The sequence below is a fragment of the Mycolicibacterium confluentis genome (assembly GCF_010729895.1).
In the GTDB taxonomy this organism is placed as follows: domain Bacteria; phylum Actinomycetota; class Actinomycetes; order Mycobacteriales; family Mycobacteriaceae; genus Mycobacterium; species Mycobacterium confluentis.
The window spans coordinates 1,210,683-1,232,253 of the sequence record NZ_AP022612.1 but is presented as its reverse complement, the minus strand read 5'-3'; the positions used below and the strand labels follow the sequence as shown (position 1 = coordinate 1,232,253).

Annotated in this window: 20 protein-coding genes; 6 read left to right on the top strand and 14 right to left on the bottom strand. The window is 67.4% G+C overall.

The window, feature by feature from the left end; all coding sequences use genetic code 11:
* Window positions 1-7: 7 nt before the first annotated feature.
* From G6N34_RS05920 to G6N34_RS27895, 5 genes are all read right to left on the bottom strand, one after another.
* Window positions 8-1,822: an FAD-binding protein gene (locus G6N34_RS05920; protein WP_234812955.1), complete on the bottom strand. Its 1,815-nt coding sequence runs from the start codon at window positions 1,820-1,822 to the stop codon at window positions 8-10.
* Window positions 1,823-1,856: 34 nt separating this feature from the next.
* Complete coding sequence (locus tag G6N34_RS05915) at window positions 1,857-2,798, bottom strand: 3-carboxyethylcatechol 2,3-dioxygenase (protein ID WP_085152785.1); 942 nt, start codon at window positions 2,796-2,798, stop codon at window positions 1,857-1,859.
* The gene (locus G6N34_RS05910) at window positions 2,731-4,449 is read right to left on the bottom strand and encodes a bifunctional 3-(3-hydroxy-phenyl)propionate/3-hydroxycinnamic acid hydroxylase (protein ID WP_085152787.1); all 1,719 of its coding nucleotides are present in this window, start codon (window positions 4,447-4,449) and stop codon (window positions 2,731-2,733) included. The genes G6N34_RS05915 and G6N34_RS05910 overlap by 68 nt, the downstream gene beginning before the upstream one ends.
* Window positions 4,446-5,315 carry an alpha/beta fold hydrolase gene (locus G6N34_RS05905; RefSeq protein WP_085152789.1) on the bottom strand — a complete coding sequence of 290 codons (870 nt, stop codon included), beginning with the start codon at window positions 5,313-5,315 and terminating at the stop codon, window positions 4,446-4,448. The genes G6N34_RS05910 and G6N34_RS05905 overlap by 4 nt, the downstream gene beginning before the upstream one ends.
* 112 nt (window positions 5,316-5,427) lie before the next feature.
* On the bottom strand, window positions 5,428-5,565 hold the full coding sequence (locus G6N34_RS27895) for a hypothetical protein (protein ID WP_235680639.1): 138 nt from the start codon (window positions 5,563-5,565) through the stop codon (window positions 5,428-5,430).
* Here G6N34_RS27895 and G6N34_RS05900 point away from each other — a divergent pair.
* Together G6N34_RS05900 and G6N34_RS05895 are read left to right on the top strand one after the other, a co-directional pair.
* Window positions 5,510-6,157, top strand: coding sequence for an IclR family transcriptional regulator (locus G6N34_RS05900; RefSeq protein WP_235680626.1), 648 nt, complete (start codon window positions 5,510-5,512; stop codon window positions 6,155-6,157). The two genes, G6N34_RS27895 and G6N34_RS05900, sit on opposite strands and share 56 nt — an antisense overlap.
* A gap of 24 nt (window positions 6,158-6,181) precedes the next feature.
* Entirely contained in the window at window positions 6,182-7,822 is a 1,641-nt protein-coding gene (locus G6N34_RS05895) for an FAD-dependent oxidoreductase (protein ID WP_085152793.1), read from the top strand.
* A gap of 27 nt (window positions 7,823-7,849) precedes the next feature.
* Here G6N34_RS05895 and G6N34_RS05890 read toward each other — a convergent pair whose 3' ends face one another.
* Window positions 7,850-8,860 carry an NAD-dependent epimerase/dehydratase family protein gene (locus G6N34_RS05890; protein WP_085152795.1) on the bottom strand — a complete coding sequence of 337 codons (1,011 nt, stop codon included), beginning with the start codon at window positions 8,858-8,860 and terminating at the stop codon, window positions 7,850-7,852.
* 5 nt (window positions 8,861-8,865) lie between these two features.
* Complete coding sequence (locus G6N34_RS05885; protein ID WP_085152797.1) at window positions 8,866-10,434, bottom strand: AMP-binding protein; 1,569 nt, start codon at window positions 10,432-10,434, stop codon at window positions 8,866-8,868.
* Window positions 10,435-10,589: 155 nt separating this feature from the next.
* Between G6N34_RS05885 and G6N34_RS05880 the strand changes: the two genes are divergently transcribed.
* Both G6N34_RS05880 and G6N34_RS05875 read left to right on the top strand, forming a co-directional pair.
* The gene (locus G6N34_RS05880; RefSeq protein ID WP_085152799.1) at window positions 10,590-11,063 is read left to right on the top strand and encodes a hypothetical protein; all 474 of its coding nucleotides are present in this window, start codon (window positions 10,590-10,592) and stop codon (window positions 11,061-11,063) included.
* Window positions 11,064-11,065: 2 nt separating this feature from the next.
* Window positions 11,066-11,482 (top strand): Rv2576c family protein, encoded by a 417-nt coding sequence (locus G6N34_RS05875; protein WP_085152801.1) that lies wholly within the window; start codon window positions 11,066-11,068, stop codon window positions 11,480-11,482.
* A gap of 193 nt (window positions 11,483-11,675) precedes the next feature.
* Here G6N34_RS05875 and G6N34_RS05870 read toward each other — a convergent pair whose 3' ends face one another.
* Window positions 11,676-12,026, bottom strand: a complete 351-nt coding sequence (locus G6N34_RS05870; protein WP_085152888.1) for a hypothetical protein — start codon at window positions 12,024-12,026, stop codon at window positions 11,676-11,678.
* Between the two features lie 176 nt (window positions 12,027-12,202).
* On the opposite strand from G6N34_RS05870, the gene G6N34_RS05865 reads away from it, so the two are divergent.
* Complete coding sequence (locus tag G6N34_RS05865; protein ID WP_133057778.1) at window positions 12,203-12,895, top strand: Rv1363c family protein; 693 nt, start codon at window positions 12,203-12,205, stop codon at window positions 12,893-12,895.
* A gap of 112 nt (window positions 12,896-13,007) precedes the next feature.
* Window positions 13,008-13,529 (top strand): Rv2253/PknI dimerization domain-containing protein, encoded by a 522-nt coding sequence (locus G6N34_RS05860; RefSeq protein ID WP_085152805.1) that lies wholly within the window; start codon window positions 13,008-13,010, stop codon window positions 13,527-13,529.
* A 150-nt stretch (window positions 13,530-13,679) separates the two neighbouring features.
* Here G6N34_RS05860 and G6N34_RS05855 read toward each other — a convergent pair whose 3' ends face one another.
* Genes G6N34_RS05855 through G6N34_RS05830 form a run of 6 tightly spaced genes read right to left on the bottom strand, consistent with a single transcriptional unit; the run spans window position 13,680 to window position 21,567 of the window.
* On the bottom strand, window positions 13,680-15,398 hold the full coding sequence (locus G6N34_RS05855; protein WP_085152807.1) for an MCE family protein: 1,719 nt from the start codon (window positions 15,396-15,398) through the stop codon (window positions 13,680-13,682).
* On the bottom strand, window positions 15,398-16,729 hold the full coding sequence (locus G6N34_RS05850; protein WP_085152809.1) for an MCE family protein: 1,332 nt from the start codon (window positions 16,727-16,729) through the stop codon (window positions 15,398-15,400). The genes G6N34_RS05855 and G6N34_RS05850 overlap by 1 nt, the downstream gene beginning before the upstream one ends.
* Window positions 16,726-18,186: an MCE family protein gene (locus G6N34_RS05845; RefSeq protein ID WP_085152811.1), complete on the bottom strand. Its 1,461-nt coding sequence runs from the start codon at window positions 18,184-18,186 to the stop codon at window positions 16,726-16,728. The genes G6N34_RS05850 and G6N34_RS05845 overlap by 4 nt, the downstream gene beginning before the upstream one ends.
* Window positions 18,186-19,268 carry an MCE family protein gene (locus tag G6N34_RS05840; protein WP_085152890.1) on the bottom strand — a complete coding sequence of 361 codons (1,083 nt, stop codon included), beginning with the start codon at window positions 19,266-19,268 and terminating at the stop codon, window positions 18,186-18,188. Before G6N34_RS05840 ends, G6N34_RS05845 begins: the two co-directional genes overlap by 1 nt.
* A complete protein-coding gene (locus G6N34_RS05835; RefSeq protein ID WP_085152813.1) occupies window positions 19,268-20,293 on the bottom strand; it encodes an MCE family protein in 1,026 nt (341 codons plus the stop codon). Before G6N34_RS05835 ends, G6N34_RS05840 begins: the two co-directional genes overlap by 1 nt.
* Window positions 20,290-21,567 (bottom strand): MCE family protein, encoded by a 1,278-nt coding sequence (locus G6N34_RS05830; RefSeq protein ID WP_085152815.1) that lies wholly within the window; start codon window positions 21,565-21,567, stop codon window positions 20,290-20,292. The genes G6N34_RS05835 and G6N34_RS05830 overlap by 4 nt, the downstream gene beginning before the upstream one ends.
* Window positions 21,568-21,571: the final 4 nt, after the last annotated feature.

The window sequence follows — 21,571 nt, the reverse complement described above, 5'->3', positions numbered from 1 at the left end:
TGCCTCCTCAGGCGTTTCTGGCGTTGTCGTGGGCGGTCGGGACGGTGTGCGTTTCGGTCTGCTGCGCCGGGGCTTCTTCGGTGCGTTGCGCCGGAACTTCTTCGGCGCGTTGTGCCGCGATATGACGCGCCGCGACGTAGCCGAAGGTCATGGCGGGGCCGATGGTGGCACCGGCGCCGGCGTAGCTGCGGCCCATCACGGCGGCCGAGGCGTTGCCTACGGCGTACAACCCGTCGATGACGCGGTCCTCGGTGTCGAGCACCCGGGCGTGCTCATCGGTGCTCAGTCCGCCCGACGTGCCGAGGTCGCCGAGGATGATCTGGAACGCCAGGTACGGCGGCTTGGTGAGCGGGTGCAGGTTGGGGTTGGGCAGCGTCGGATCGCCGTAGTAGTTGTCGTAGGCGCTGTCGCCGCGGTTGAAGTCGTCGTCATGCCCCTTGGCCGCGAGTTCGTTGAACCGCGTGGCGGTTTCGCGCAGTGCGTCGGCGGGCACGCCGATCTGCTCGGCCAGGCCTTCGAGGGTGTCAGCCTGCTTGACGATCCCGGAGTCGAGCCAGGCCTTGGGCAGCTTGAAACCAGTGGGCACCGGCGCGAACGGGATCTTCGGGATCGGCAGATGCCCGCCCACGACGTAGCGATGGAAGGACCGGGTGTCGGTGATCAGCCAGCACGGGATGTGCGTGACGCCCGACTGCTGGCCCTCGATCATCGCGTGCGCGAAGTCCATGTAGGGCGCGGCCTCGTTGATGAACCGGCGACCGGCACCGTTGACCACGAACTGCGAGGGCATCATGCGTTCGTTGAGCATGAACTGCAGACGGCCGTCGGGCCAGCACATCGCCGGGAACCACCACGCCTCGTCGAGCAGTTCTGTCGCGGCGCCGACCTTCTGGCCGGCCCGAATTCCGTCCCCGGTGGCGGCGGGATTACCGAAGCTCCAGTCCTTCTCGAGCAGTGGAAGGTGCTCGCGACGCCAGTCCATATCGTGGTCGAAGCCACCGGAGGCGATGATGACGCCGCCGCGCGCACCGATCCGCATAGGCTTGCCGTCGCGTTGCACGACCGCACCCACGACGCGGGCCCCCGGTGCGTCACCGTCGGTGATCAGTTCGGTCATCGGCGCGTTGAGCCACAACGGGATGTCATGCTCCTTGCACGCCAGCCTCATTCGGGCGGCCAGCGACTGCCCGATGGCGGCCATCCGGTCCCCGAACACCCGGGCCCGAATCATCCGCCAGATCAGCTTGAACAGCACGGCCTTGCCGCGCCAGTTCTGCCGCACCTGGTAGAACAGCCGAAGGTCCTTGGGCGCGAACCAGATCCCCTTCGGCGCAAGCGCCAGCGGCGCAAGCAGGTTCTGCTCCTCATCCCCCAGCGTGCGCAGGTCTATGGCGGGCACGTTGATGGTGCTGCCCAGTGCGGACCCGCCGGGGAGTTCCGGGTAGTAGTCGGCGTAGCCCGGTTTCCAGACGAACTCGAACCAGCGACTGTTGTTCTCCAGGAACTCCATCATCTTCGGCGCGGAGTCCACGTACTGCCGCAGTCGTGCGTCACTGACCAGGCCGCCGGTGATCTGCTTGAGGTAGCCGAACACCTCGTCGGGGTCCGGCGAGTAGCCCTCGCGGCGCTGCGACGGTGCGCCCGGCACCCAGATGCCGCCACCGGACAGCGCCGTCGACCCGCCGAAGGCCGGGGACTTCTCCACCACCACGGTGTCGAGGCATGCGGCGCGCGCGGTCAGCGCGGCGGTCAGACCTCCGCCGCCGCTTCCGACGACGAGGACGTCCACTTCCGCGTCGAAACTCGAATCGAAATCGTTCACGGGACCTTTCGCTGTCATCGGGGTGCTTTCGCTGTCATCGGGGCGACGCCGTTCGGATCGCGAATCCTGCGATCAGTTCGGGCGCCGGTCGGTAGTAGCGCGTCGTGGTGTCATAGGGCCCCTGGGCGGCCAGCGCGGCGAACGCGGCGACCCAGGTGCGCACCTCATGCGCCGAGTTCCCGGCCTCGGCGGCGATCCACGCGTTGGTCCAACCGTCGACCTCGTCGAGGCGGTTGGTGTCCACCAGATCGAGGAAGGCGCGGTCCCAGTCCGGGTTGAGGGCCTGCAGCGGCGAGTCACCGTGTGCGAACTGCTCGGCGGCCGCGATGACCGCCTCCTGCCGCGCCATGCGCTGCTCGGGCGACATCGCCACGCCGCGGACGATCCGGTCCAGCGCCGCCGGCGGCGCCGTGGCCAGTGTCGGCACCGGTGGGTCGTGCGACAGCCCGCCCGACCCGAGCAGCAGCACCCGGCGGTCGAGTGTGGCGACGAACTCCCCGATCGCCGCGCCGAGGGCGCGCGCCCGGCGGACGGGTCCCAGCGGCGTCGCCACCGAATTGATGAACACCGGGATCGTGGGCACCGCCGCCGCGTCACCGAACAGGGTCTGCAGCGGTTGCACGGTGCCGTGGTCGACGTCCATACCCGCCGAGATCGCGACGTCGACGCCGGCTTCGAGAACCGCTGTGGCACAGGCGGTCGCGATGTCCTGCGGGACGTTGAGCGGACCGGACTGCGTGCCGTAGTCGCCGACACCGCTGGCGGCGGTGCCGATGCAGAACGACGGCATGAGCCGGTAGAAGAACCCGTTGTAGTGGTCGGGCGAGAAGATCACCACGAGGTCGGGATCGAAGTCGGCAACGAAGGCCCGGGCCGCATCCAGGTTCTCGCCGATGTCGGCGAGCAGGTCAGCCGACGGTCCCGGAAGGTTCAGAAGCGGGCTGTGCGACATGCAGCACAGAGCCGTTTGAGCCATGGGTTTCACCGCCTTCGGACTCGGTCGAGGTGGACAGGTGCAGGGCGTCGAACAGTGCGGCGGACAGTTCGGGGCTGCGTTGTGCGATGCACGCGCCGGCGATGCAGCGGTCGGGACGCAGGAACAGCACCGAATCGGTCTGGCCGTCGAAGAATCCCTTGAGCGCGCCGGTGCGGTCCCCGACCACGATGACGTCGGGATCCTCGACCGCGTCGTCGGCCCGCCAGTGCAGCTGGGTGATGGGGCGCGCCGCGATGAAGCTGGCGCCCAGCGACTTCCACTGCGCGAAGGCCTGCTCGCCCAGGAGGCGACGCGGATCGTTGTTCCAGCACAGCACGGCGAATCCGGGGCCGATCACGTCGTCGAGCAGCACGTTCGCGGCGTCGCGAGTGTCCACCCTAGGCTGGATGAAGAGCGTGCCCACCGCGGATCCCGGGGCGGGAGGTGTGCTCGCGTGCACGACAGCGCCCTGCTCGTAGCGCGGCATCGGCTTGAACCGCATCTCCAGGACATACCGCTTGAGCGAGGGCACGATCGACGCCGCGCGGATGGCGCGGTCACGCAGGCTCGCCACCCGCCGGTTGGTGGGCGAGATGACTCGGCCGACCATGGTCGAGAGGTCGATCATGGCGCGCGCATGCTTGCGGCGCTCCACGTCGTAGGTGTCCAGCAGCGCGTCACCGGCGGCACCGTTGACCACTGCGGCCAGTTTCCAGCCGAGGTTGGCGGCGTCCCGGATGCCGCTGTTGTACCCCTGGCCCTGCCAGACCGGCATCAGGTGCGCGGCGTCGCCCGCCAGCAGCAGTCGCCCCCTGCGGAATGCCCCGGCGATGCGCGAATGGTGCGTGTAGACGCGGTGGCGGATGATGTCGACCTTGTCGGGGTGTGACACGAACGTCGACAGCAGTTTCGCCACGAATGCGGGATCCGAGGCCATCTCGTCGGATTCGTCGTCATGGATCATGAATTCGAATCGGCGGATTCCGTGCGCAATCGAGATCGAGGCGTAGGGCCGCTCGGGGTCGGCGCCGACCTCACTGTTGGGATGGCCCAGCGGGTCGTTCGCCAGGTCGATGACGACCCAACGGGTCGGAGACGTGGTGCCCTCGAACGACACGCCCATCAGGTGCCGGGTGGCGCTGCGCCCACCGTCGCAGCCCACCACATAGCGGGCCCGGACGGTCTCGCCGCCGTCGAGGTGGACGGTGACACCGTCGTCGTCCTCGGCGCAGTCGGTCATCACGGTGCCCCACCGCACCTGCACACACGAGAACCGGTCGAGGCCGACCAGCAGTTCGGCGTCCACCATGGGCTGAACGAATCCGTTGCGCTTGGGCCAGCCGAATCGTGCGTCCGGCGGGGCCATCTCGACGAGCAGCCTGCGGCGCGAGTCGAAGAAGCGCAGGATCTGGTTGGGGACAGTGTGCGGCAGCACGGCGTCGATCAGGCCGATCGACTGGAAGGTGCGCAGTGACTCGTCGTCGAGGCCGACGCCGCGCGGATAGTCGATCAGCGTGTCGCGCTCCTCGACGATGAGTGTCGAGACACCCTGCTGCCCCAGCACGTTGGCCAGGGTCAGGCCCACCGGGCCCGCGCCGACGATCACGACGTCGACGGAGTCGAGCTGGTTGGCAGGGGTTTTCGGGCTCATTGCTCCTTCCCCAGCAGGAAGTCGATGTGCAGGCGGTTGAAGGTCTTGGGGTCCTCGTACTGCGGCCAATGGCCGCATCCCGACATGACCTCGAAGCGGGCGCCCGGGATCATTGAGGCGATCCGGCTGCCCTCACTGACGTCGGCGGTGGGGTCGTCGCTGGTCCACAACACCAGGGTGGGCGCGGTGATGGCACCGTACTCCTTGGGGCCCATCAGGTTTCGGGCGCGGATTTCGGGGTCCTGCAGCGCCATGATGTCCCGCATGGCGGCGGTGAACCCGGGAAGACGGTAGATGCGCTGCCGACTGGCCACGATGTCGTCGTAGTCCTTCGACTTGTCGGCCATGAGCCATTTGATGCGGGCCTGCACGGTCTCCCAGGTCGGGTCCTCGACCGCGGCCATCGACAAGGTGATGATCCGCTTCATCACCTCGGGGTCGGCCTGCGATCCGCCCGCGGTGTTGAGCACCAGTCGGGTGATCCGATCCGGGTGGTCCGAGGCCGCACGGGATGCCACCCATCCGCCCAGGGACTCCCCGGACAGCAGGACCTGCTCGGCCCCGATCGTGTCGAAGAACGCCAGCAGATGGTCGACGTAGTGGCTGATCTCCAGGGGGTGGCCGGGCTTGTCGGTGTAACCGTGGCCCAGCATGTCGATCGACCAGGTCGAGAAGTGCTCGGCGTGCGACTCGAGATTGCGCACGTAGGCCTCGGCGTGACCACCCGATCCGTGCAGAAGGACGAGGGTGGGCTTCTCGGGGTCGCCGGCGTGCAGGTAGCGCGTGCGCACCCCGCCGACATCCAGGTATCCCTGCGAGAACGGAACACCTTGCAGGTCACTCCAGATGCTCTCGAATTCGGCCACAAATGCCCCTCTGCCTGCGATTACGTCATTCTCTTTTTCTGCAACCGATGTGTGCTAATATCGGACACCAGTGTGCACTATGTATAGAGCATCACTCTCGGTGTGATGTATGTCAAGGGAGGATCACCGTCATCGAGCAGTCGACGAACGGGGTCGCCAAGAGCGCATCCAGCACCGCACCGGGCTCGCAGACGTTGGCCCGCGGGCTCACTGCGCTGCAGGTGGTCGCCACGACGCCGGGTGGGCTCACAGCCCAGCAGGTGGCCGAACGGATCGGTGTGCACCGCACCATCGCGTATCGCCTGCTGACCACGCTGGCGCAGCACCGACTGGTGGCCAAGGCCGGCGATGGGCGTTACCGCCCCGCGGCCGGACTCGCGGTGCTCGGGGCGTCCTTCGACAACAACCTGCGCCAACTGTGCCTGCCCAGGCTGCGCGCGCTCGCCGACGAGTTGTCCACGACGGTCTCGCTGCTGGTGGCCGAGGGTGATCAGCAGGTCGCGGTCGCGGTGATCGTGCCGACACAGGTGTCCTACCAGTTGTCGTTCCACGAGGGCAGTCGCCACCCGCTTGATCGCGGCGCCGCCGGCATCGCCCTCCTGGCCAGCATGCCGCCCCGGCCCGGGGAGCGGGATCTGGTGACGCTGACCCGCGAGCGCGGGTGGGTGATCACCCACGGTGAGATCGAGCCCAACACGTTCGGCTTGGCCGTCTCGGTGCCCCGCCTCCCCCCGGCACCCCCGACGTGCCTCAACCTGATCTCGCATCGCGAGGATGTCGTCGCGCGTGGCCGCGACGCGCTGATCCGCGCCGCCGACGAACTGTCGGCGATCCTGAACTGACAGTCCGATAAGGAGATTGGCGCCGTGAGCAATTCGTCCGCCCAGAGGAATTGGGACACAGTGACCGATGTCGTGGTGCTGGGCACCGGAGGCGCGGGCCTGACCGCGGCACTGGCGGCGGTCCACGGCGGCGCGAAGGTCGCGGTGTACGAGAAGGCCGACACCGTGGGCGGGACCACCGCGGTCTCCGGCGGCATCGCCTGGATTCCGGCGCATCACCGCTCCCCCGAGGGTGAACTCACGGTCGAGGACGCCATGGCCTACCTGCGCGCGCAGTCCTTCGGCGCGATGGACGAGGAACTGGTGGAGACGTTCGTCCGCACCGGGCCCGCGATGATCGACTTCGTCGAGGCGCACAGCGACATGCGGTTCGAGATCGCCACGGGATTCCCCGACTACAAGCCGGAACTGCCCGGAGGGCGCCCCGGCGGCGGGCGATCGCTGGGACCGGTTCCCTACGACCTCAACCGGATTCCGCAGTGGCGCGACCGCATCACGTCGTTCCCGCCCGACTTCAGCAATGTCGGCATCGACGCCGAGACCCGCGCACGCCTGCACGCCGACATCGACGACGCCACCGGTGACATCGTGGTGGCCGGCACCGCGCTGATCGCCGGCCTGCTCAAGGGCCTGCTCGACGCCGGCATCGAACCCGTCACAGGTGCGCGCGCCACCGAGTTGTTGACCGCACCCGACGGCGCCGTCACCGGTGTGCGAATCAACTTCGGAGACAAGACCATCGACGTCGGCGCGCGGCGCGCGGTGATCCTGGCCAACGGCGGATTCGAATGGGACACCGGCCTGGTCGAGGCGTTCCTGCGTGGCCCCATGCACGGGCCCGTGTCACCGCCGTACAACACCGGCGACGCCCTGCGGATGGCGATGGCACGCGGCGCCGACCTTGCCAACATGGGTGAGGCCTGGTGGGTGCCGATCGTGCAGATCCCCGACGACACGATCGAGGGACACCAGCGCAGTCGCAGTGTGCGACTCGAGCGCACCCGCCCCCGCAGCATCATCGTCAACCGCGCCGGACGCCGCTTCATCAACGAGGCCTGCGACTACAACTCGATGGCCGGGGCCTTTCAATACCTGCACCCGCGCGACGGCTACGTCAACGACCCGGCCTGGATCGTGTTCGACGATCAGCACCTCAAGCGCTACGGCTTCCTCGGCGTCGAACCCGGCCAGGATGCCCCGGAATGGTTCTGCAGGTCACGCGATCTCGCCGAACTCGGCGAGAAGACCGGTATCGATCCCGCCGGTCTCGCGCAGACCATCGCGGCGTGGAACAGCAACGTGGACGTCGACGATCCGCACGATCCCGACTTCGGCCGCGGCAGCAGCTCCTATGACGGCTACTGGGGTGACCCCAACGCGACCACTGACGCCGGCAAGACGCTGGGTCCTCTCGACACCGCGCCGTACTACGCGGTGCCGGTCGCCCTGGGAGCGATGGGCACCAAGGGCGGCCCCCGGACCGACCGCGACGGTCGCGTGCGGCACGTGTCGGGCGAGGTCATCCCCGGCCTGTACGCGGCGGGCAACGCGATGGCGGGCGTCACGGGCCGCGCCTACGGCGGTGCCGGCGGCACCATCGGCCCCGCGATGGTGTTCGGCTTCCGCGCCGGGCAGCACGCGGCCACGGGGACTTCAGTCAGCTGAGTCGGTCAGCTGAGTTGGTGACTTGAGCTACCCCGCCGCGCGGGACTTGAAGAACTCCACGGCCCGCACCAGAGACTCCTCGACGGGCTCGGGCTTCCACCCCAGGTCGCGCTCGGCCTTGCTGTGGTCCAGCGGCGACATCAGTTCCACCATCCGCTGACCCACCGCGGCGAACGGCAGGTCCCGGTTCAGCAGGCGCGCGGCGACGTCGTTGATCCGCGAGGCCACCCGCAGGACCGATCGCGGGATCTTGACGCGCGCTGGGCGCACACCCGCGGCCTCGGCCACAACCCGCTGGATCTCGCCCATGGTCATGAACCGGTCCGAGATGATGTATCGCTCCCCGACCCGGCCGTTGTCGGCGGCCAGCAGCATCGCGCGTGCCGCGTCCTCGATACCCACCACCTCGAGGCCGATGTCCGGATAGAACGGCATGCGACCCGCGGTGATCATCGCGATCTGCGATCCGTGCGGTGTCGGCTGCCAGTCACCCGGGCCGTACGTGGTCGAGATGCACAGCGCCACCGCGGGTAAGCCGCGCTCCCGCACGTAGGAGAACAACAGGTTCTCGGCCGCCACGCGAGCCTCGATGTAGGCGCCGCCTCCGTCCCAGTTGTGTTCGTCCTCCTCGGTGATCAACCGGGAGTCACTGATCGCCAACGTGCCGACCGTGCTGGTGAACACGAACTTCCGCAGTCCGGACGCGATCTCGGGTTCGGTGGCGATGTTCAGGACGTTGCGCAGACCCTCGACATTGGTCTGGAACAGCGGCGCCGGATCCCGTAGCCACATCCGGGCGTCCACCACGCAGTAGTAGACGACGTCGCACCCGGACATGGCGGCCCGCAACGCGTCGTCGTCGTAGAGGTCCCCGTAGCAGCGTTCGACGTCGAGATCGTCGATGCCCTTGGTGGAACTCGTCTTCCGCAGCATGACCCGGACGTCGTCACCCTGCTCGACGAGCTGACGGGTGACATGGGAGCCGAGGAATCCGCTGGCGCCGAGCACTAATTTCTTAGCTGCAGTCCTGCCCGCCATTCACATCACCGTCCACTCGAGACCAGTTGGCGCACCTTGAACTTCTGCACCTTGCCACTGGCGGTGCGGGGGAACTCGTCGACCTGCTTCAGCTCCTCGGGCCACTTCTGCCGGGCCATGCCGGAGGCCTCGAAGTGCGCGCGCACCTCCTCGAGCGAGGGGAGGTCATGACCGGAGTGCATGCGCAGCACCGCGGTCGCATGCTCGCCGGTCCGTGGGTCGGGTGCGGCCACCACGACCGCCTCTGCCACTCCCGGCATCGCCAGCAGCGCCTCTTCGACCTCGACCGCGCTGATGTTCTCGCCGCCGCGGATGATGATGTCGGACTTGCGGTCGGTGATGGTCAGATAGCCGTCCTGGTCGAGGATTCCGATGTCACCCGTGTGGTACCAACCGTCGGCGTCGAACGCCTTGGCCGTCAGGGCGTCATCGGTGTAGCCCAGGCACAGATCGGGCCCACGGGACAGGATCTCGCCATCCTCGCCGAGCTTGACCTCCACCCCGGAGAGCGGGCAGCCGTCGGTGTACAGGCGCTTGTCCTCGGCTGCGTCCCAACGGGATCCGGTGATCGACGGGTGCTCGGTGCTGCCGTACGAGCGATAGGTGTTGATGCCGAGGTCGGCGAGCCTCCTGGTGACCGCGATCGGGACCGTCGAACCGCCGAGACCGACCGTGCGCACCCCAGCGAGGTGTTCGGTGGTGAAGTCGGGGTGGTCGAGCAGGCTCGTGACGAAGTACGGCGGTCCTCCACCCAGCGCCAGCCCGTCACTCAGCATCAACTTCAGCGCGACGCCCGGATCCCAGACGTCGGTGAGGTGGATCGGATGCCGCGCCAGCACCGGCATCAGCAACGCGCCCACCATCCCGATGAAATGCCCCACCGGTGTCGCGATCAGCATCTTGCCGGTGTCCATCATGTTCTGCCCGACGAGTTGGTGCGTTTCGTGCACCAGGCTGCGGTGGCTGTGGATCACACCCTTGGGTGCGCTCGTGGTGCCCGAGGTGTAGGCGAACAGCGTCGGACCGGCCGGATCAGTGGGCAGGACGCCCTGCAGCGGTTCGTCGTCCAGCAGATCGTCGAAGGTCGGGTTCTCACCGCCCACCACACCTGGGTCGTTCCCACCCACGACACCGACGATCTCGATGTCCGCGGCGAGGTCAGGCTCAAACTGCATGCGCCCGAAGGACTCCGCGGTGATGAACACCTTGGGCTTGGCGTCGCCGAGAATGTGCGTCAGCTCCTTGCGGCCGTAGAAGTGCACGATCGGCACGACAACGGCGCCCAGGAACGCCGACGCCCAGAACGTCACGGCGGCCTCCACCCAGTTGGGCAGCTGCATCGCGACGACGTCGCCGGGCCCCACCCCGCGCCTGTGCAGCCCGGCCGCGAGGCGCCGGGCGTTGTTCTCGACCTCGCCCACCGTCCCGCTGTACGGACGCACCGCGGAGTGCACCCGGAACTCCAACTGCGGTTGCGCACTCAGCTCACGCGCCAGGAGGTCGCCGAGGGTGTCTGACGTCCACCAGCCCTGCTCCAGGTAACGCCGGACGAGTTCGTCGGGGATCGTTCGCATCAGTGGCTCGCACCTCACCTTCGGTCGATGATGTTATTCTCCCCACACGAGAATGCCAATCTCCGGTGTGGCGAAGACGGGATCCCGGTTTCGGCCCCGGCGGCCTCCGATCCCGTTTTATAGTCAGCCGGACAGCCCAACCGTGGAGGAGCCTCGTGAAGTCCATCCGGACCGTGTTGACCACGGCGGCCAGCGTCGCCCTGGCCGCGGCCGCAGTCTCGGTGGCCCCTCCGGCCAATGCGATGTACTTCGGCAACTACAACCTGCACATCCCGGAGCGGCGCGACTTCCACACCTGGGTCTTCTCGGCCGTGCAGCCCTGCAAGGACGCCGCCGCCGACGTCATCCCCGACTGCACCCGAGTGGTGACCATCCCGCAGCCCATCGCGAAGGCGGCCTACATCACCGCGGACGCGTGGCTCGTCGACGGGCGCTACACCATGACGATCGATGACCCGTTCGGCCTGCGCTGCGGCGACATCTATTACGGTCCTGTCATTCCCACCCATGACGTCTACTCCTGGGACGCCACCACGCTGACCGGCGAGATGGTCTCGACCTTCGACGCCGGCTGCGACGGCGCACCCGGCGGCAGCCTCACCTACCCCATCACGCTCACGAGGATGTGACGATGCGCTCTGCCCTGGCGACCACTGCAGCGCTCGGCCTGATGGCCGGCGCCCTCGCCGCCGCCCCGCAGGCTGCGGCCGACCCGGTGATGCACCACATCCGGTACACCGTCACCGCCGATGGCCCCATCTGGTCCCACATCTACTACCGCGACACCGAACCCGCGGTCTTCTCCGACTACAGCCACAACCCCTACGTCTTCAGTCCGCGCGCCGACGTCGACCTCGCGCCGGACCGACCGTGGGTCCTCGAGACGTCGCTGGCGGATCCGGAGATGTGGGCCATGGTGACGGTGCAGTCCGCTGAGTCGCCGAACTTCACACCCCCGGCCTTCAACTGCACCCTCGAGGTCGACGGCGTCGTGGTGGCCACCGACAGCGGGCCCAAGGGCGCGCTGTGCTCGCTGCGCCCCTGGTAGAGCGCTTGGCCGAAAACCGTCCCGCCTGAACCTTCTTGAGGGCAGGCGACGCAGTGCACTGCTCATTTTTCTGCGGCGGGCTTGCGCCGACTGGCGCGTGACCGCCGGGAGCGCGGTCACGGACCGTGGTCCCCACATGACTGCGCGGCGCCATCGACGAGGATGACGCCGCGCAGAGAAAGCGTGGAAGCGGTCAGGCGTCGCCGCGCCGCCAGCGGGAGTCACCGGCCATCGGCACACACGACAGGAACAGCCCATCGGGTGCCTGCGCGACCATGCTCAGTTCCGTGGTGCACAGGCTGCCCTCTTCGCGGATGCCCGCCATCGGTGGCGACCGGAACCAGCGGGGTTCGTAACGACGAGGCGAACCGCAGAACACCAACCGCCCAGGCTGAATCGACGGGCCCGCGACCGCGGTGCCGAAGACGAAGTAGCTGGTGTTGTCACAGTAGGAACCCAGCACCACGTTGGGCGTGATGCCTGGAACGCAGAACGCATCGTTGCAGGTCTGCGGGCCGGCATTCGCTTGCGGAGCCGTCAACATCGAAGCCACGATCACCGGGGCGGCTGCGGCCACAGCAGCACGAGTCACACGCACATCGTCACCTTCGCATAGGCGGAAACGAAACTCTCGGTTTTGGAGAAGATTACTACGGTCCGTCGCCGACGAATCTTCGCCCGACGGTAGTGTGCATCCTGAACGACGAGGAGAGGGACGAAATGGCGCACGAGCCCACGGCAGCCGAACAGGCCTTGGCCGAAGCCCGCGCCGCCGAGCAGAGGGCCGCGCAGGCCCGTGCCCGCGCCGAGCAGCTCCGAGTCGCGGCGGAGCAGGCGCGAGAGGCGGAGCAGGCGCAGGAGTCGGAGCAGGCCCGAGACTACGAGGCCGAAGCGGTCAATGCGCCGGCCGCGGCCAAGCCGGCCGCGTGGCGGCGAGCCGCCCTGCCCGCGCTGGCCACGGTGGCCGTCGTCGCGATCTGCGGACTGCTGGCACTCAGCGGCGTGATGGCCTGGCAGCGGCACGCCCATGACCAGGACCGGCAGCGGGAAGCGGAGTACTCCGCGGTGGCCAGGCAGGGCACCATCAACATCATGTCGCTGGACTTCAACGACGCCCAGGGGTCGGTGCAGCGCGTCATCGACGATTCCACGGGGAAGTTCAAAGAGGAGTTCTCGTCCCAGTCGGAGATGCTCGTCAAGGCGTTGGAGCAGTCCAAGGTCGTCACCGAGGTCAAGGTCGACGCCGTGGCCGTCGAGTCGATGAGCGAGGACAACGCGGTGGTTCTGGTGGCCGCGCAGTCGGTCGCCCGCAACGCCCAGGATGAGCGGAAGGCGCCGCAGCGTTTCCGCGTGGCCATGACCCTCACCAGGGACGGCGGCCAGCCGAAGATCTCCGAGGTGGAGTTCCTCTGAGCAACTCGAAGGCGTCGTACGTCAAAGTCGCCGATGCCCACTGAGAGACACTGCGGCAGTGCTATTCTCCGGTTCTGAGAATGTGACTATCACCGGTCGAAGGAGCAGCTCAATGTCGGCCTCCCCCTTGGGTGTCAAGACCATGGCCCTGGCGGCCTCTGTCGGCCTGCTCGGCGCCGGCCTGATGAGCGCCGCGCCTGCGTCGGCCCAGGAGTGGGGCATCAACGGCACCTTCGCGACATCGTCGAACGGCGACTGGGCGATGATCAACGACCGCTACGAGGACCAGCCGTCGATACGCAGCACCTGGACCATCTCCACGTCCTGCACCTCCCCCTCCGACTGCGCCGGCACCGTCACCAGCGATCAGGGTTGGACGGCACCCATCTACACGACCAACGGGCTGTGGTACATCAAGCGTGCGGTCCCCAACTGGCGTTACTGCGCCGACGGCGTCCCGGTCGAGGGTCTGCAGACCTACAAGTTCTATCCGGTGTCCAGCGACGCCCGCTTCGATCCCACCTACACCACCAACGAGTTCACCGGCGAGGACCGCACCATCGGCCCCAGCGGGTCGTGCGGGCGCAACCAGTGGCCGGTGATTCGAATCCCGTTCTACATGAAGAAGATCTAGGGCTCAGTTCCTTTCGCGAGCAGACGCGGAATCGCAGAGAATCGCCCCAAAAGGGGCGATTTTGTGTCTGCTCACGAAGGGCCACACCCATCAGACAGATCTGGCCCCCGGCGACTGCCGGGGGCCAGACCTGTTGTCCTTCAGCCTGCCTCAGGTGGGCATCATGTCCTCCCAGGACGTCGGCTGCTTGGTGAGGTCGGCCTGCTGGTAGAGCTTGCCGTCCTTGCCCATGTACTCACCGGTGCGGGGGTTGTACTTCGCCACGGCCACCGACGGCCCGTCGGCACCGTTGAACGCCGACGGCGCGGCGGCCGGTGCGCTGAACTCACCGATGGGTACGTCACCCACACCCGGCACCGGCACCACCTGGTTGCGCGGTTCGTCCACCGGGGCTGGCGGACTCGCATCCGGGTTGGGGGGTGGCGGCGGCGCCTGGCCAGGCACCGGCGGTTCCAGGTACAACGGCTGACCGGGCAGCAGCGGGCCCGGCGGCATACCCGGGAAGCTGGCGGGCGGTTGCGGTTCCGGCGGCGCGGCCACGGGCGGCGCACCGACACCGACCGGCAGCGGCGAACCCTCGAGGGGTCCGAAGATATTGTCGTCGGCCCGCGCTCGCGAATCGATCGGAACACCCTGCGACACCAGGTTCGGGTCGAAGGGATACGGGCCCAACACATGCTGACGTTGCGCCAGCGGCTGATACCCGCGGGGGTCCTCGCACAGCTCGACCGTGGGCGCACGCTTGCCCGGCTGGTTCATGCACGGATAGTTGCGCGCGCCGCGCACCGCCACAGGCGAATCCTGCGGCAGCTTGCAGTACAGGTTGTCCGGGGTGTCGATGACCGTGGTGTCGGCCGGCGACCGCCAGGCCGACGGCGGCAGGAAGCCCACGGTGCACGACGCGGGATCGCCCAGGCCCAGCGAGAATTCGCCGTTGGGCAGGCCCGTCGGGTTGTTCGTCGGCGCGTAGGTCTGAATCTGTGAGACATACGGCGGAAGCAGCACCAGAAGCTGTTCGATCGCCGGGTTGTACGTGACGCCGATCTGACCGATCGTGGTCAGGTTCGCCAGCAGCACCGGCAGAGTCGGCTTGAGCTGCTGAAGCAGCGCCGAGGTCTCCTGGGCGAAGCCGGGTCCGCTGCGCAGCAGCGCCCGCACTTCGTTGTCGTTGGTCGCCACCTGCCCCGTGATGCCGGCCAGGCTCCTGGCCCAGGTTCGGGTCGAATCGGTGGTCTGGGCCTGGGCCTCGAGGAACGGCTGGGAGTCGTCGAGCAGGGCCCGAGTCTGGTCCTTGATCGCGCTCGCGTCCTTCGAGATCGTCGAGGCCGAGTCCAACAGTGAGCCGAAGTCGAATCCGGTGCCGTTGAACGCGTTGAACGTCTCGTTGAGCAGTTGGCTCAGCTTGTCGCTGGGGATGGTGTCGACCAGGGCACTGACCTGATCGAGCATCGGTCCGACCTGCTGTGGAATCGTGGTGCGGTCCACCGGAATCACCGACCCGTTCTCCAGGTACGGCGGTTGATCGGTGTCGGGCAGCAGTTCGACGTACTGCTCGCCGACCGCCGACATGCTGCGAACCTCGGCCTTCAGGTCGGCAGGCACCTTCGGTGACCGCTCGAGCGACAACGTGGCCTCGGCGCCGGTCGCGGTCAGGTCGACCGAGGTCACCTTGCCGATCTGGACGCCCCGGTAGGTGACGTTGCTGAACTGGTACAGGCCGCCCGTCGCGGGCAGCTGCATCTTGACCGTGATCCGCCCGAGCCCCAGCAGTGTGGGCACCTGCATGTAGGCGAACAGCATCACCGCCACGCCGACCAGCGACGCGATGGTGAAGATGATCAACTGGGATCGGACAAAGCGTGTCAGCATCAGCGTCCCCCAGGGGTTTCTGCAGGCGGGTTCTGTTGTGGCGCATACGGTCCGGCGAAGATCGGCGCGGGCTGACCGGGCTCAACCGGGGCAGCCTCGAGCTGAACCGGCGCCCCGGCCATCGGCGCGGGCGGCACGACCGGCAGCACCGGACCGACGTTGCCCGGCAGCGGTGGCGGCGCCTGCGGCGGACCCGTCTCCTCGGGCGGGAAGGCCCCGGGAGGCGGTGTGGCCCCGGTCTTGAGCGGGTCGTAGGTGTAGTTCAGGTAGGCCGGATCACCTGGGGCGGGCACCAACTGCGCATCGTCCTGCTCCCACCGTGTGCCCAGGAACAGGCTGCGCTTCAACCGCGGGATGGTGAGGTCGATGATCGCGAACAGGTTGTAATAGTCGCCGCGGATCGCGCGATCCATGAAGCTCTGCGTGAACGGGAAGTGCCCCGCGTACTCCACGATGGCGGGCAGGCGCGGGCCGACGTCGGCCAGTGCCTTCATCGCCGGTTCCAGGTTCCGCAGGTTGGCGACGAGGTCCTCCTGCGAATCGTTGACCAGCTGATTCGCGGTGGCAGAGAATGTTCCGAGCCGCTGCAGGGCCGTCGTGAACGTCGGGCGCTCCTTGATCAGCACGTCCAGGGCGGGCGGGATCTTGTTCAGCGCCTCCGTGAGCGAATCACGCTGACCGGCGAACGTCGACGACAGTCGGTTCATCGACTGGATCGTGCCCACGATGTTGTCCCGCTGGGCGTCCAGCACACCGACGAAATCATCCAACCGCGTGAGCAGTTCGCGGATGTCGGTCTCATTGCCGCTCAACGCGGCGCTGAAGTTGTGGATGACGTCGCCCATCTGACCGAGGCCGCCGCCGTTGACCACGGTCGACAGCGAGGACAGCGTCTGCTCGGTCGACGGGTAGGTCGACGAACTGTTCAGGGCGATGGTCGATCCCGGCGCAAGCTCGCCGCTGGCCGGTTCCCCGATCGGCGGTTTGAGCGCCAGGTGCATGGAACCCAGCAGGCTGGTCTGACCGACGCTGGCGACCGCGTTGGCCGGCACCACCACATCAGGCTGCACGGAGAACTCGATGTCGGCGTGCCAGTTCTTGACCGACATCTTGCGCACGCTGCCGACCACGACATCGTTGAGCATGACCGGCGAATTCGGTTCCAGTGTGGCGACATTGGCGATCTCCGCGTGGAAGACCTGCGCGTCCCCGCTGCGCCCGACGGCACCGGGCAACGGCAGCGAGTTCACCCCCTGGAACGAACATCCCACTGTGGTCAGCGCGACGCACGAACCCGCCGCAACGGCCATCCGGACTGATCTGACGATCATGCTGGCGGCATCCCTTCTGCCGGAGCCGGACCGGGCGCAGGGGCCGGCGGGGCTTCGGCTGCGAGCGGCCCCTCAGGAGCCGGTCCCGGCGGTGCGCCTGCTGGGTTGAGCAGGTCGTTGACCATGTTCGGCGTGTTCGGCGGGTAGAAGTCGCCACCCGGCAACATCTGCTGCGCACCTGGCGGCGGCACCCCCGGCGCACGGCCGGTGAACGGTGCGGGGCCTGGCGCCGCGCCGTCGTAGGCGGAGACCGCAGGCGGCGTCTCCGGCGGCTTAGGCGATCCGCCACCCCCGCCCGGTGCCAGTCCCGGCTCGGAGTACTCGATGTTCTTCGGGCTCGCGGCGGGCATCAGGTACGGCGCGACCGGGAAGGGCAGCAAGTTGAAGTTCGCCAAACGCAGGGCCGGACCCAGATACTGCGAGCACAGCTTGGCGGTCTCCGGCCCGGTGGTGTTCTCGATCGCACCGATGGCGCCACAGATGAACTCCACCGGGTTGGAGAAGTTGTTGAGCACGAACTGGCCGACCGCGCTGCCGGTGTCGGGGTTGTAGATGTTGTAGCCGTTGATGAACGCGTTCGGCGCGATGTGCAGGATGTTCTTCAGGTTCATCTGGTTGTCCGCCAGATTCTGCGTGATGTTGGACAGCCGCTGCACCTGCTCGGCGGTCTTGTCCCGCGTGCCCGCCACGAAGCGCTGCACCTCCCCGACCGCGACCGAGAGGTTCTTCAGCGCCCCGTCAAGATCGGATCGGCTGCCGTCGACCACGCTGGTCAGCGTCGCGAGGCGGTTCTGGAACGACACCACCTGCTCGTTGCTGTCCCGCAGTGCGGTCAGGAACAACTGCAGATTCTTGATGATGCCGACGATGTCGCCGCTGCCCTCGGCCAGGATGCGTGACACCCCGGACAGCTGCGTGATGGTCTCGCGCAGCTTGGCCCCATTGCCGTCCATCGCGTTGGCGGCGGTCTCGATGAACCGTGACACCGAGGTGCCGTCGACGCCGCTCTGCGGACCCAATTCCGTGGCCAGCCGCATCAATTGGGTCTTGACCTCGTCCCATTCGACCGGGACCGCCGTCCGATCACGAGGAATCTGGGCGCCGTCGGCCAGCGTGGGCCCACTGTCCCGGTAGGCCGGCGCAAGCTGCACGTACCGTGCCGCCACCAGGTTCTGCGCCACGATGATGGCCTTGGCGTCCTCGGGGATCGGCACGTCGTTGTCGACCTCGAAGACCACCTTGGTCTCGGTGCCCTGCGGTTCGATCGACTTGATCGTGCCGACCTTGACCCCGGACACCCGGACCTCGTCACCCGGGTACACGCCGGTCGCCGTCTCGAACAGCGCGCTCATCGTCTTGGCGCCGAAGAACTGCTGGCGCACGAGGACTGTGCCTCCGACTGCGAGCAACGCGGCCAACGCCACCGCGAGCACGGCCGTCCACCGTTTCCGGGCCATCAGCGCGTACCTCCAGGAATGCCGTTGTAGGGAAGCGGCAACTCAGCGCGCGGGCCTGCGTTGTCGGGGGGCTGGCCGGCATTGACGCCGCGGCGGAAGCCGAACGCGTAATCGAAGAACGGCTGCATGAGCTGCGCGGGCTGCAGGTTGGGCACAAAGGCGTTGTAATACGGCCCGTTGGCCAGGGTTTCGCCCTGCGACAGCATGAACTTCTTCATGTCCGGCAGCATCTTGGTGATGTTGTCGCGGTTGCGCTCGAGGACCTCGGACACCGAGTTCAGCCGGTCCAGCGTCGGCGCGAGCTGCGCCTCGTTGTCGGCCACCAGTCCGGTCAGCTGCTGGGCGACCGCACTGGTGTTGGCCAGCAGGTCGACGATCGCCTGACGCCGGTCGTCGAGCACACCCAGCAGGTCATTGGCGTTGAGGATCAGCGTGTTCAGCTGCTGGCTGCGCTCCCCCAGCACCACCGTGACATCGCTGGCGCTCTTGAGCAGGTCGCCCAGATTCTCGTTGCGGCTGTTGATGGACTTCGACAGTCGGCTCAGCCCGTCGAACGTGGGCCCGAGCCGGGGAGCCAACTGGTCGACGGTTGCCGACAGCGTGTCCAGCGACTGGTTCAGCGACTCGGTGTCGGTGCCCTTGGTGTTGGAGGTGAGGTCGCTGACCGCGTCGGTCAGCGAGTACGGCGACGACGTGCGAGTGGTCGGGATGACGTCGGCCGCGCGCAGCGTGCCGCTGCCCTCGGACTCCAGGGTCAGAACACGTTCGCCCAGCAGGGATCCGGTGCGGATGTGCGCGGTGGTCTGCGACCCCAGCGGGTGACGCCCCTCGGTGGTGAAGGTGATCAGCGCATCGCCGTTCTGCAGCGAAACACCGGTCACGGTGCCGACTTTGATGCCGGACATCGTGACGTCGTTGCCGACGGCGATGCCGCCGGCCTCGGTGAACAGCGCCTGGTGTCGCACCGAGGTGGCCCACTGTGTGATGCGCTCGGGCTGCAGGCCCACGGCGATGGTCAGGACTATCAGCATGGCGCCGATGAACCCCGCCCGGATCAGGTTTGATTCGCGGTATTTCAGCATCAGGGCTCCCCGCACCTCCCGCTTTCCTGTTTGATCATCGGGAAGACCGCAGTGCGGCCCTGCAGATCAGTGACGCGGAGCGACAGTCCGCAGATGTAGTACATGATCCAGCTGCCGTACGAGCCGAGCCGGGCCAGCTTGCGGTAGTTGTCCGGCCCCTTCTGCAGGCCACGGTCCAGCGTCGCCTTACCTTCGTCCAACAGCGTTGCGACGCGGTTGATCTGCTCGATGTCGCCCTTGAGGTGCGGCCGGGCCTGCGTCAGCAGGCTGGCGATCGAGGCCGTGCCGTCGTCGAGCGCGCTGACGGCCTCGCCGAGCGAACTGCGGTCCTGGGACAGCCCGCTGACCAACTGCTCCATCCGGTCGACGGTGGTGTCGAACTTGTCGCCGTCCTTGGCCAGCGTGCCCATCACCGTGTTGAGGTTGTCGATCAACTGCTGGATGACCTCGTTGTTGTCGGCCAGCGTGGTGGAGAACGACGACGTCCTGCTCATCAGCGAGTCCAGTGCGTCGCCCTGGCCCTGCAGAACCTGGATCAGCGACGAGGTGAGCGCGTTGACGTCCTGCGGATTGAGGCCCTGGATCACCGGGCGAAGCCCGCCCAGCAGCAGGTCGAGGTCGAGCGCCGCCGCCGTGCGGTCCTCGGGGATCCGTGAGCCCGTGGGCAGGATTCGCGTCGATCCCGGAGTGTCGATCAGTTCGAGGTAGCGGTCACCGACCAGGTTCAGATAGCGCACCGCGACATTGGTGCCGGTGGTCAGCTTGATGTCCCGATCGGCGTCGAACTTCACCAGCACGCTGCGATCGGGTTGCAGTGCAACCGATTCCACGGTACCCACCCGAACGCCGGCGACCCGCACGGAGTCGCCCTCCTTCAGCCGGGATGCGTCCTTGAACACCGCGGAGTAGCCCGACGTGGATCCGCTGCGGTATTCGCCGAATGCCATGAACAGGAACACGGTGAGCACCGCCATCACGGTGGCGAACACCGTGAATTTGACGAGCGTGCTCTTAGTGCGCGTCATCCCGGTTGTCCGATCTGTGCGGTGTTACGCGGTGGTCCGTCGAGCGGTCCGAACAGCAACTGCTTGAGGCCGTCGGAGTTGAGCAGGATGCCCTGGTTGCCGTACTGCCACGGGTTCGCGTCGGTGTCGGTGACCAGGTACTTGGCCTTCTGCCCGTATCCGATGTACGGCAGGCCCATGCACTTGGGGCCGCCCTTGGCCGCGACCTTCGGCAGGTTGCCCGGGTAGCGGTAGCGCTCGATGCCGAGGGTGAACGCGACGTTCACCATGACACCGGGATCCATCGACGGCGGCTGGTACAGCACGTACTCCATACCCTTGAGTGCGCAGTAGAGGCCCGGTGCGTACTCGTTGAGAAGGTCGGTGGTGGGAACCAGCAGATCGAGGACCGTGGACAGCGCCTCCCGATTGCCGCCGACGACATCGTTGCCGACGTCGGCCAATCCGATGGCACTGAGCAGGAACGCATCGAGGTTGTTCTGCTCGTCGACGATGCTCTGGCTGATCCGGCTGGTGTTGTCCAGCGTGTGCACCAGGTCCTGCGAGGCATCGGCGTAGGCACCCGCGACGGGTCCCGAAAGCTCCATCATCCGACCGAGATTCGGCAGGCTGGGCTCGAGTTCGGCCAGCAGGGTGTTGAAGTCTTTGAGCGTCTGTCCCATCTTCTCGCCACGGCCGCCGAACGCCGCCGACATCGCGCCGAGGGTCTCGTTGAGCTTGGTCGGATCGATCTTGTCCAGCACGTGGGTGAGCTGCTGGAAGACGGTGTTGATCTCGACCGTGACGTGCTCGCCCTCGAGCTGCTGGCCGGCGAACATCTGCTTGGCCGACGGCTCATCCGGCGGAACCAGGTTGACGAACTTGGCTCCGAACACCGTGGTCGATGCGATGTCGGCCGAGACGTTGGCCGGGATCAGGCGCAGCGCAGCGGGATCCATCTCCAGGTGGAGCTTGGCCCTGCCGTCGGGCAGCGACTCGATGGTGCCGACCTTGCCGACCTGAACCCCGCGCATCTTGACCTTGGCGTCGGGATTCATCACCAGGCCCGCGCGGTCGGAGATCAACGTCACCGGGACCGTCTTGGTGAAGCTGCCGCGGAACAGGCCGGCCGCCACGACGACGATCGCGAGGATCGCGGCCACCGCGACCATGCCCGCCAGGGGGCGGGCCCAGCCTCTTGCACCGAAGTTGCGGCCAGGACTGGCGGCAACGGGCTTCGCCCCGCTCGTGGTCTCTGACCGATAGGCCGGACCGGGGCCGAGTTTGTCTGTCAAATCC

Bases quoted from the DNA above. Each gene is read 5' to 3' on its own strand.
- G6N34_RS05885 (WP_085152797.1), bottom strand. From the start codon at position 10,434: ATGCGAACGATCCCCGACGAACTCGTCCGGCGTTACCTGGAGCAGGGC.
- G6N34_RS05910 (WP_085152787.1), bottom strand. From the start codon at position 4,449: ATGAGCCCGAAAACCCCTGCCAACCAGCTCGACTCCGTCGACGTCGTG.
- G6N34_RS05870 (WP_085152888.1), bottom strand. From the start codon at position 12,026: ATGTTGACGGCTCCGCAAGCGAATGCCGGCCCGCAGACCTGCAACGAT.
- G6N34_RS05865 (WP_133057778.1), top strand. From the start codon at position 12,203: ATGGCGCACGAGCCCACGGCAGCCGAACAGGCCTTGGCCGAAGCCCGC.
- G6N34_RS05840 (WP_085152890.1), bottom strand. From the start codon at position 19,268: ATGCTGAAATACCGCGAATCAAACCTGATCCGGGCGGGGTTCATCGGC.
- G6N34_RS05860 (WP_085152805.1), top strand. From the start codon at position 13,008: ATGTCGGCCTCCCCCTTGGGTGTCAAGACCATGGCCCTGGCGGCCTCT.
- G6N34_RS05835 (WP_085152813.1), bottom strand. From the start codon at position 20,293: ATGACGCGCACTAAGAGCACGCTCGTCAAATTCACGGTGTTCGCCACC.
- G6N34_RS05855 (WP_085152807.1), bottom strand. From the start codon at position 15,398: ATGCTGACACGCTTTGTCCGATCCCAGTTGATCATCTTCACCATCGCG.
- G6N34_RS05845 (WP_085152811.1), bottom strand. From the start codon at position 18,186: ATGGCCCGGAAACGGTGGACGGCCGTGCTCGCGGTGGCGTTGGCCGCG.
- G6N34_RS05875 (WP_085152801.1), top strand. From the start codon at position 11,066: ATGCGCTCTGCCCTGGCGACCACTGCAGCGCTCGGCCTGATGGCCGGC.
- G6N34_RS05890 (WP_085152795.1), bottom strand. From the start codon at position 8,860: ATGGCGGGCAGGACTGCAGCTAAGAAATTAGTGCTCGGCGCCAGCGGA.
- G6N34_RS05915 (WP_085152785.1), bottom strand. From the start codon at position 2,798: ATGGCTCAAACGGCTCTGTGCTGCATGTCGCACAGCCCGCTTCTGAAC.
- G6N34_RS05850 (WP_085152809.1), bottom strand. From the start codon at position 16,729: ATGATCGTCAGATCAGTCCGGATGGCCGTTGCGGCGGGTTCGTGCGTC.